Source organism: Stieleria mannarensis (genome assembly GCF_014154935.1).
Taxonomy (GTDB): Bacteria; Planctomycetota; Planctomycetia; order Pirellulales; family Pirellulaceae; genus Stieleria; species Stieleria mannarensis.
The window spans coordinates 127,721-139,336 of record NZ_JACEHH010000006.1 but is presented as its reverse complement, the minus strand read 5'-3'; the positions used below and the strand labels follow the sequence as shown (position 1 = coordinate 139,336).

The 11,616-nt window shown below is 58.5% G+C and carries 3 protein-coding genes; all 3 read left to right on the top strand.

Translation table 11 applies throughout. The features are described 5' to 3' along the window. Window positions 1-8 precede the first annotated feature (8 nt). The 3 genes from H1B37_RS06335 (at window position 9) to H1B37_RS06325 (ending at window position 11,614) form a co-directional block, all read left to right on the top strand. Window positions 9-1,577 carry a type IV pilus modification PilV family protein gene (locus H1B37_RS06335; protein ID WP_182865787.1) on the top strand — a complete coding sequence of 523 codons (1,569 nt, stop codon included), beginning with the start codon at window positions 9-11 and terminating at the stop codon, window positions 1,575-1,577. Between the two features lie 310 nt (window positions 1,578-1,887). Continuing rightward, on the top strand, window positions 1,888-8,988 hold the full coding sequence (locus H1B37_RS06330) for a hypothetical protein (RefSeq protein WP_182865786.1): 7,101 nt from the start codon (window positions 1,888-1,890) through the stop codon (window positions 8,986-8,988). A gap of 85 nt (window positions 8,989-9,073) precedes the next feature. Next, entirely contained in the window at window positions 9,074-11,614 is a 2,541-nt protein-coding gene (locus H1B37_RS06325; protein ID WP_182865785.1) for a PulJ/GspJ family protein, read from the top strand. Window positions 11,615-11,616: the final 2 nt, after the last annotated feature.

Below are 11,616 nucleotides of genomic sequence, written 5' to 3'. Positions count from 1 at the left end.
ACCCCACCATGCGTCCCACGATACCGCGCCACATCAGCATGAAACGGCAGGGGCTGTCCATCATGGAAGTGCTGTTTGCCATCGCGGTGCTGACCATCGGCTTGCTGGGGGTCGCCTCGATACTGCCCGTGGCAACCAACAACGCGGCCAATGCGTTGCAAATCGACCGTGCGATCGAAGAGATCAACAATCGGGTGGCGACCGACATGGCGCGGTTGCGGGGTTCGTTCACCGAAGTGATCGTCGCCAACAACTCGTTTAGCGAATTCAACGCACCGACCGGCAGTTTTACGAACACCAATGCGTTCAATGCCCCACCGGCGGCTCGCTTCAAAAGCATCAGCACGGCGGAGTTCGGCAGCCACCTTTCGCAGTACGACGTGAATTATCCCGTCGACACCGGAGCTCCGACGAACCAGGCACGCATGCCTGATGCGTTTTGCATCGATCCATGGTTTTTGTGTGCAACCAACAACTTGCGTGATGACACCAACGCCACCAACCCCAACCAGCTGCGCAACGGATACGATCGCACCGTTTTTCCTTGCTTTGACCCGCGGTATCACTGTGTCGGATATTCTCCTTCCGATGCGCTCGATTCCTACATTCCGGTTCCGGGATCGGCTCCGAGTCCTGCGATGTGGAACCTGCCTCGGTTTACCAGACTGGCGCTCCCGCATGATGGGAATTCCGGGTTGCTTTCGGCGGCGGGGGCCAGGGCCTTGACCTTGCGCAGCGACGAGTTTTCGTTGTTCAATCCGAAGGACCGGACGCTCGGTCCGGGGTTGTTCGTTCAACGCAGTGCGAACGCCGCTCACTCGCTGACCCGCAACACGGTCAGTTCACGATTCAGTTCGATCGTCTTGATGTCGCGCAGCAAACCCGGCAGCAACCTGTTTGATGCCGCGGTCGTGACGATGCAAGACCGTCAAGTCGTCACGGTGCCCGGTGCCGGTCCAGCGTTGGCGCATCAATTGGGCCCCTACACGGCGACCGACCCGACGATCGTTAATGGGCCTCCGCCACCGGAGGATCAGTTGCTTTATCCGGGCGAGCAGTTGGGTTACGTCTCGGTGGCTGACGGACCATTCGTCGGCGGCGGCGGGGGAGAGTTTAAATTTCGCACCAGTCGTTATGTGTTACCAAACCTCAATGACAACGATTGGTTGATGCTGATGCGCCGCGAATACGTGACCGATCCGGTTACGGGGGCGGTTGTTCCGCAAACGTTGAAATTCGCGTGGTTCCAGGTCTCCGATGTGACCGGCCAGCCGACCGTGATCACGGATCCCAACGGTGTCGTTTGTATCGAAACCCAGGTCGCTGTTCGCGGACCTGATTGGGTGTTTCATCCGATTCAAGTTCAACCGTTTGCACCGGCGTCCACCACCTACGCGGCGCCTTATTACGGCGCACCTTCCCAACCGAGTTGGGGCACCGCACCCGCGTTTAATTACGACAACATGATGGATACGTCGGCGTCGGATCCGGCGGGATACAAGAAACAAGACTTCGGGACGGTGGTCGTGATCATGCCCGATGTGGTCAGCGTGAAACCCTTCCAGGTCCAACTTTGATGTGCCACCACCCTGACTAGTTCAATGGAGTTGCCGGCAAGATGTTCCGGCACACCCGTTCAAATGGAAATGCACGAATCGCATTTCGTTCACCAAGCAAGAATGCCCATTCAGCCCTTTCGGCCTTAATGTGTCGAGAGCCTTTTCTTTTCAAACAGCGATCGCACCGTTTCGCGGGCATGGGAATAGCCATGTCGTTCAACGGGGCCCCGGAATCGCGGGATGAAATTTGATGCCAATGTACAAGCCTATGAATCGACGAATTTCTCGATCCACCCGATGTCCAAACCGATCACGGCGAGGGATTGTGTTGTTGATCGTGTTGGGGATGCTGTCGTTGTTCACCGTGTTGGTGATCAGTTTTGTCGTCTTCAGTTCCCAAATGTCGGAATCGTCGTTTTCCAGCCAGCAACGACGCCAGCAGGAATTGTCGGCCACGCCGCCGATCGAAAGCGCGGTCTTGCAACTGTTGGTCGGAACCGAAGATCATCGTAGCGCCGCGTTCGGGGCGAGTCTTTTGGAAGACTATTACGGTGTCGACGGTCTCGAAATGCGGGTGGCGCATCGTTTGTCTCAGCCGAGTCCACCAACCAACGCCCTGCCCGTGCCTCCGCGGGCGCGAGGCCAATTGCTGCTGCCCCTGAACGGCCAACAAGAACCGCAATCGACGCTCTTCAAATTTCCCACCAATTGGGCGCGATGGCATTATCCCAATCCAAACATTTCGGGCCAACCGATCAATGTCGCGCCTGCACCGGGCAATGTCACACCCGTCACGACAGCGTTCCGCAACCGACTGCATATGGATTTGGACGATGCGCTGACCGGCCGGATCGTGACCTTTGATGAAGGGCCGCTGAAAAACCGACCGTTTCGAATCGTGCGGTCTTTCGGCACCGACAACGGAACGCCGGACCAGGGCGTCACCATCGGCGACAACGCCGAATACAGCATGGCAGGCAACTTAGTGATCGACCTGAGCGAGTTCGGCGACGAGGTGATCACGATTGATGGCGTCTCGGAGCGGCTGTTCGTCGTCGCCCAGAATTCGCCCAACCGATTGCTGTACAGCCCCGGGCCGGATGGCCAACCCGGGCGTGCCGGGGTGGATGACGATGGGGTCAATGGTCAAGACGACACCGGCGAATTGGGATTTCCCAACACCGACGATTATGGATTCCGTTTCGTCGTCAATGGCCAGATCTTCAACGGAGCCGGCCTGAATCCGGCCGGCGTGACTGGCCTTGCACGAAACGGAGCGGTCATCGAGCCTGCGGCACACATTGAATTCACATTGAATTCTCGTTTGACCGGTGCGGACTATCAAGGCGGGAATGGAACCGATTTCGCCTATCCCCAGCTTGATGAAGCCTGGGACGCGGCGGATATGGAAAACATCTTTCTGGCTTGGCAACCCAGTGATCACCGCCGAGTCGATACGAACTCCGCCTCCTTCGTTCCCATTTACACGGGGCCGAATGCTGCGGAACTGAATCGGCAATTGGGCCAGAACATCATTCCGTCATTTCACCGACCGTCGATCATCAATTACCTGATGAACGCACCGATTCGGCTGCCGACCGAGCCGGTGGGTGCAGGGCAAACGTTTGCGCAAATCAAGGCGAATCCGACGGACCCCAACGCCGCCCAGCGACTGGAAAAGCTGATGACGCAGATTCGTCGCGCGACGCTCCGTCCGTTGAACTTTCCGCATTTTTATTACAACGCAGGCGTCAGTGATTTGGATGACGACGGCGATCCGTTTGACGGGGCACCAGCCTTTTCGGGATCGAACCCGGCGGCGATCTTGACCCGGCCGATCGATTTGACGGTTCCCTTGCCGAACATCATCACCCAGATCGAAGATTTGGCAAAGTGGCTGATCAACGGGCCTTGGGATGTGGACAACGACGGAGATGGCTTGCCCGACAGTGTTTGGGTCGACCTCGGATTGCCTACGGTCACCGCGCCGGACGGTTTGGTGTTGAAACCGATGATCGCGCCGCTGATCGAAGATTGGGACGGCCGCATCAACGTCAATTATGCGGGCAGTTACAACCAACTGGTCAATCGCCGCTTTGACACCGGCCCCGGCAGCTACACCACCGACGCCGAGTATTTTGCCGTCAACCAAGCACTCGACTCGTTCGGCCGAGGCGGAGGTTTGGGCCCGGCAGAAATCGATTTTTCGCAGCTCTTTGCGCTGGAGCGTCTGCCGCTTCGCAGTGGCTTTCTGGGACCGATCCGCACGAACCAGGTCGGCGCTCCGATCTCGATCGATCAAGTGTTGTTGACGCGTTACGGCAACCTGTTGAACGTGCGGTATGGAGGCCAACCGTACAACTATGCCAGTCCGTATCCCTACTCGGCGCCCAACACTCCGCTGGCCAATTACCTTCGTTTCCCCGGTGCCGGGACGCGGTTCCAGCCGCAAGTGTTCACGGTCACGCCCAATCCGGCGGCGGATCTGTTGTCGCGGATCCCGTTCCCTGGGCGAGCGCTCAACCACCAAGCCAATTCGGTTGCGGGGCGACCGGTGGACATGGCGGGGATCATGAAAACTCGCAAGGACCCTCGGACCGGAACCCAGACGTTTAATCAGTTGGCCGCCGGAGATGAAATCGGCAACCAGCCTTATGAGTTCGGTGCCACGGAGATTCGCGGTGACGATCAACCGTTCACGCCTGCCGAGTTGGTGGATTTCCAGAACGGTGGCGAGCTTAACGGTCGTCTTTCCCAATTGCTCCGCGACGCCGCCAATCGCAACGAAGCACTGCGACGCTTGTTGGTGACCGACAGCCGCAGTGTCGATTCGCCGGAGTTGCCGGGCGAAGACGGAATCGTGCAGTTTCTGGCCGACAAACTCGGAACGGGCGTCGCCAGCAATGAACAGATTCACCGAATGCTGGCGTTGGAGTTACGGAAAGGTTCCAAGTTGAACTTGAATCGTCAGATCGGTAACGAGCAAGACGACACGGGCGAAGGCATCGGAGACGAATCCAGCGAGATCGACACATTCCTGGCGATCCGTTCGTCCACGCCCACGGTGGTTCGAGAAGCCAACTTGGCCAACAACCGGTTCTCTCAGGAAAACGCCTTTCCTCAGATCGCCGATGCCTTTGCCAATCAAGCCAGCCAGCGCGCTCACTATGGGCCCAATTCGGTGTACCGTCCTTCCGCGACGGTACCGGCGGATTTCGACGGTCTTGATACCGATGGGGACGGCATCTTGGACCAGGGGGATCTCCGCCTGGATTTGGACAACGACGCGACTACACCGTCGGTTCGCGTGAAGATGGCCGATGGGGCGGAATTGCTTGCCAGACATCTGTATTGCCTGATGTTCGCGCTGATCGAAAACAAGGGCACCGGCAATGTCTTGGTCCCGGATTTCCCCTACCCGGGTGACATCGCGAACGCTTCGGACGACATCAAGAACCGCTTTGTCGCCCGAAGGTTGGCCCAATGGGCGGTCAATGCGGTCGACTATCGCGATGTCGACTCGAAATGCACACGCCTTCGTTACGACTGGAATCCGTTCGACAGCAACGGCTTCGATTTGACCATCGCCGCCAGGAACACGGTTTGGGGAATGGAACGCCCTGAGATCCAGATCACCGAGACGTTTGCGACGCACGACAAACGATTGAAACGAAATCTGATCAAGACGCCCGCCGGTGGCGCAGGCTCCGGCTCTCAGGTGACTGCCGACGGTGAGTACCCGCAAGACGATGACACCAGCGATCCGACCATCGATTCGGACAGCGACATGGATCAATTCCGCATGCCGCAAGCGAGCGCCTTCGTCGAACTCCAGTCTCTCGCCCCGAAGATCGTCGGCAGCGGAGAAACGCAGCCGAGTTTGCCGGGAGACCTTTACACCAACAATGCGCTCGACTTGGGACGGATTGTCGGCGCAGGGACGAGACGAAGCCCGGTTTGGAGATTGGCGATCGGCGAATCTGCTGGAAGCAATCCGGACAAGGGGGCTGCGAACAAGAGCACACGTTGGACGTTCGATGCTGATCGGCTACGTGACTTGTCGAATGCCGGAATCGATTCTCCGAGCTACCTGGACATGGACGGGAATCCGGCGTCGGATGATTGGACGCCCAATGCCCAAGATGCCAATGTCACAACCTGGGAGGAATTCCAGCGTCATACCGCCGACATTCGACCGTCCATTCGGTTCGACACACCGCCGGCGGGTGACCGCAAGGAATACGTCACGCTTTCGGACGATGATCTGAATCCCTTCACCGATACTGCAGCCGGCAATTTGGCGAGAGTGGAACTGAAACGATTCGTTTGGTTCACGAACCTTCCCCCGGTCGACTTGGCGTGCGTTTCGGACGATCGCAGCGGGATGCGACCGGACAACGTGTTCAATCGCAAGAACGCGGTGAACCCTTACCTTGCGCCGGGGCAATACGCCGTCGTCGCCCCGCGAATCGAGACCTACTTTGGCCAAGACAAAGGTCCCGATCCGTCGTCGATGACCTATCAACCGTCCTTTCAAGTCTTGCGGTTGCGTGGCGCGACGACCGGTTCGCGGCTGGACTATTACACGTTAAGCAACGACAGCACGCCGACCAACGCGAACCTCAACCCCAACTCGCCCAGCTACTCCGATGACGTCGCGGCCGATGGGTACTATGAAGTGGACGACATCCTGCCACTGGTCTGTCAGTCGCTGTTTCCTCATCAGGCTCGCAACACGGGCGACGCCCCCTACGCCCCCGGTAGCAATCGCGCCGCGTGGCAACAGTATTACACGAACTTCAATGTCGCCGAACACGTGGACATGGGGTTCAACATCAGTGCTCCGTTGCCGAACGAGAATTTCTATATTCCGCCGACGCATCGGATCGCCAACGGAGCCCAGACGACACCGTCCGGTGCCGCCCCAACGCCCTATCCCCTTGTCGATGGTTATCACGACTACGACCAAGAGCCAGAGCCGCCGGCCGGGAACCCACCGTTTGTCATCGATCCGCTAACGGGAAGCCATCCCGATGAGCCGCTGGACCATCGTGCCACGGCTCCGCTGAACATCAATGAATGGTGGGGTGTCGGCACACATCAAGAAGCGGCCACGGTGTTCGTGCAGCGGCTTGCCGACCCGACGTCACCCTGGCATCCGATCGACAACCCCTACATCACGGTCGACTTCATGCCGATGGATTTGACCACCTTCAACGGCGAGTATGACGTCCGCGAACGGGTCGACCGAATGCAAGGTGGAGCCGTCGTGACCGATGATTCGGTCGATGACAAATCCGACTGGGACGACACCAACGCGAATCAGTTTTATCCGCTGGTCCGTTTCGACACGCGGCGTAAGATCCCGGACCTCGAAAAGGACCGCGGTGCGACGGTGTTCCTGCCGATCAATAACGCGCCGACCACGTTGGCCGATTACGAACGGGTCGTGGTGGCCAAGCGATCGCCGCTCAGCATGACGACAAGCATTTTGCGGCCGACGGCGATTTCGGTCGCCGAAAGCACGAACCCGAATGGTGCCTGTTGGCCGTACGATCTCGGTGCCATGTGGCAAGACAACGGCAACCTGACGACCGACGCGACCGGATTGCGAACCGACTACGATGCCGAACGTTACACGGGCGTCCAATTCGATGCCCAACCGTTCTGTCAAACGTTAGGATTCGTCAACCGCGAGTATGGCTACCCGGTTCAAAGCACGTCGCCAAGAATCTTGGCGGATAACTTTGGCAGCGCCCGGTTCTACGTCGGAAGCCCCAACGATGTCCTGCTGACGACGGTCCCCTGGATGAATCGTGAGTACCAGTCATCGTATGGACTGGCGAACGTTCCCGCGGTTTCGCGGACGTCGCTGTTGGAAACGTTTGGTCCGGGAACGCTGCGGCATGCGGCGAACCAGGAATTCGAGCGTGCCGAACCCTTCCGACACCTGCTCGGTTTCGACGTCAAGTATTCCGAGCAACGCACCGCCGACACCACCGGGCGGCAAAATTTGGGGATCATCGAAGACGCCCCGGATGAATTCGAAGACGCACCGGAAGATTTCACAGGCGATCGTGCGGGTTTCGAGCAAATCTTTGACTACGTCGATGTCGGACCGGTCTGGTTTGACAGTAAGCGTTGGTTTGATCCTCTCAAGACCCGTTTTCGACGTGACATTGAATTCGACTCCGGCAGCCAGGTTCAACTGTATCGGATGTTCAATCGCGCAGTCGAAACGCTGCAACCGCCGTACAACTACATCGGTCTGAACCGCACCCCCGGCAAGATCAACGTCAACACGTCGCCCGACTACATTCGCAAGGGCCGCGGTTTTATTGATCCGGATGCGTCGAACACGAATCCGCGGGTCGTGGGACACGAGTTCCTTGATGCCGGAGAAGACCCCGCGAACCCAGACCAGTTGCCCGCAGCGGCGGTGCGGAACGAGATTTACTCCGACCCGTACAACCAACAAACCGATGGGAACGGGTTTACCAGTGCGTTCTTGAATTCAAAGCTCTATGCCAATGGTTCGGTTTACCGATCGTTCGCGTGGGGGATTTCGACGCCTTATGAACTGGACACGACGTATGGTTCTCCGGCGACGATGGGGGAAAACAATCTGTTCCAGCAAACCGTGGATTCCGGTTTCGGAATCAGCTTTAAAGGCTTCATTGAAGCCCGGCGAGGGTTTAGCACGACGACGCGTGGTGATGCATTCATCAACGGGACCACGTTCTACGGCAACCCCGATCTGGACTGGCGTTATCCCACTCGTTTCGCCGGTGTGTTCGGACCGGCGCGGGCTGCGGCCACGCCGACCGTTCAGCGAATGATGCGGCAACCGGGGGACCCGACCAATGTGAACGATCCCGGTATGCCACGTCGGACACACGACATGATGTTGATGCGGCCGCATCCCGACTTTGATGAGCGGACGATGACGGCGGCGCAACGCAATGCGGTGACAACCGGTGCCGCGGAACCGAACAACTTTGCTCTGGATGTCGAAGCCGCGACCAACGGCGGATCGGTCACGCTGCCGGCGCTCGCCCCCGGCAACCCCGATATCGTCCAACTGGAAATGCCGTTGGTCAACAGCGCCCTGTTTGAACGTCCGCAGGCCGAATTGCACAAGAACTTGCGTGATCTGGATCGCGATGCGTATTTCCGCAACCAAAACACGGCGCGATTGGACGGGGTGACAACGCATCACAGCAATGTGTTTCAAATTCGATTGACGCTCGGATACTTCGTCGTTGACCCGACCACCGGTGCGGTCGGTCGTGAGTACGTCAACGAAACGGGAGAATCCATTCGTCATCGCGCCAATTACGTGGTCGATCGAACCATTCCGGTCGGGTTCTTGCGTGGCAAAGACATGGGGGCCGAACGCATGATTCTCTACTCTGAAGTCGAGGAATGAGCGTTTCCGCGGCCGGAGAAATTTTCGAAATGAGGACGGTCCCTGCAACGGGACCGTCCGGTCTCCAATACACAACTGATGATTTATGACGCCTGTTCAAAACCATTGTTCGAGAGAATTGCGACGCAAGGTGCGCGGATTCACGATTCTCGAAGTGCTGATCGCATTGACGGCATCACTTCTGTTGATGCTCGGTCTCGCTCGAGCCTACAAGTTGCTTAGCAACAAGATTACGAGCCGACAGTCGGAGTTGGATCTCAGTAGCCGACTGCGCGATGTGGCGTTGCGATTGCGCGACGAGTTGCAGCGGGCCACCTGTGACATGCGACCGCCGGCCCAGCAAGGGGCGGCCGAAGGCTACTTGGTCTATCACGAAGGGCCGTTTACCGATTCCACGACGATCTTGGGAAGTGTTGCCAATCCGACGCCGTTGGCCGAGAAGTATTTCCCGGACAGTCGATTCGGTGACTTTGACGATTTCTTGGCATTCACCGCGACGGCAAAAGAAGGCGCCCCCTTTGCCGGTTTCATCCCCCGGGCAATCCTGGATGCGAAACGCTATGCCAACAACCAGTTGTCTCCGGCTGAAATCACGAACTACAACAACATCGCCGGCTATGGCAGCCAGCTGGTTCCGTTTTATTCCGGGATCGCAGAAATCGCCTACTGGGTTTCGCCGCAGTGGGAAAGAAACGCCGACGGATCGCTTGTCTATGAAAATCAGGTGCCCGACAGCGGGGGCGCTTTTTCATTGTATCCGGTTTATCGAGATCGGAACGAAGACCTGCTGCCGGATCGCTTGCAGCTGCATCGTCGTGTCTTGCTGGTTCGTCCCGATTTGAACATGACACCCAGTGAGATGAATGCCGTCAATCGTCTGGCCAATGCCAGCAGCACCGTGCCGGCGACGCCGGCGACGACCCGCAACGTGCCGACAATCCCCTTCCTGGTGCCCAACGGTTCGGGGGTCGAAATCGTTCCCGTCTCGGACGAATCCGGTGCGAACGTTTCGCTGTTTCCCAATAACACCTTTCTGAGTGCTCCCGGGGTGTGGTCCGCCGGGGCGAACAATGCCTCACCGAATTGGTTGACAGGGATCGCGCGGCTGCAACAGGCGATGGATCTGTCCATCAGTCGAGTTGCGGACCGCTGGAGTGTTCCGGCGACGACCGTCGCGCCGGCCGTTTCACCCACCTACGGCATGCCGACGGCGATCCTGCGTGCGAATTCGTTGGACGCGTTGTCCAAACCGGAGAATCGTTTCGCTCACGTTCGGATCCCACATTCGCTGATTTCCGGCACGGAAGGCTCCTCGATGCCACAGATCGCACTTTGCCCACCGCACCCCTATTTGACCGCGCGTTATTCCACGCCGCCGTCCTTGCCCGACCCCAACGACCCATTGATGTCGGCCGGGTCGACGCCGACCACCTTTCCTGCCCAGGCCCACCACGTCGTCGGCAGCCCGCCCGGTGATGCACCGTACTTGGACACCTTCGGGCGGTTCACGATGACGACGTTTCTTCGGCCCGAGTTCAACCTGGCCGACCGCGTCAGCGATGTCGCCGCGGGCGGCACGTCGGTCGCGTTCGTCAATCGCGGCGGGTCGGATGTGATTGCCGAGGACTTGGTCGGTTTTGACATTCAAATTTTTGACCCCAACGCGCCACGCTTCGTCTGGCGCGGGCCCAATGGTGTGCCGGGAAATGTCGGAAACGACGACGGTCTGACCGTCGGGGGCGTTGCCGCCGAGACTGCCGAGGAACTTGGATGGCCCGGATCGGACGATGAATTCGTCTCGGTCAATGACCCGCGTATCGACGAAGTCCTGGTCAACAACGGCAACCGCTCGTTGAGCAACTGGAATCAAACTCCCGCGACCGTCTTTGATGTCGTCGATCGAGGTGACTTTGTCGACCTTGGTTACACCCGCCTGGCTGGTGGCCCCATGCGTGGACTGGTGCAATTTGACGAAGCCGGAAATGAGATTGCCCGACCGCCGACGCCGACAACGGTTTTCTCACGCTACGAGGATTTCGCCAGCCCCTACAGCGGGTTCGAATACAACGGCAGCCCGAGTGTGCGTTTTGGTCCCGGTCCGACAGCCTACTACTCGTTTTTCCCGAAGTCGTGGGAGCAGAGCGGTCGGTTCATCATTTCCAGCGCCGGCGGTTCCAATACCGTCTCATCGTTCTATCAGCCGGTCTATGACACCTGGACTGACGGTTACGGGTCAGACGGAATGGACCAGGAAGGCAGATTTTCGGCAGCCCAGTTTGGTGTCGTCCCGACCTACCAATACGCCTTTGCCGTTGCCGGTGCGACCACCGGCGTGCCGGGGTTCCAGGAAAGCCGCGTTGCCCAGAATAATCCTGGCACGGTTTCAAACCTGCAGCGTCCGGTGAGTGTGCGCCGGTGGAGTTCGTTCGATGGGGCGGTCGGAAATCAGGGCGAGTTCGTCGATCAGAACGCGGGTAATGAGCAGATTCCAGAGAACCTTTCCACGACCCCGATCGAACTCAGTCCCCCGATTCGTGATCCCTTGCGTGCGATCAAGATCAGTATCCGCATCAATGACTTTGCCGCCGAGACGATTCGGCAGCAGACGGTGATTCAGGAGTTTTGAGC

Coding starts and splice junctions, on each gene's coding strand:
- H1B37_RS06335 (WP_182865787.1), top strand. CDS start 9: ATGCGTCCCACGATACCGCGCCACATCAGCATGAAACGGCAGGGGCTG.
- H1B37_RS06325 (WP_182865785.1), top strand. CDS start 9,074: ATGACGCCTGTTCAAAACCATTGTTCGAGAGAATTGCGACGCAAGGTG.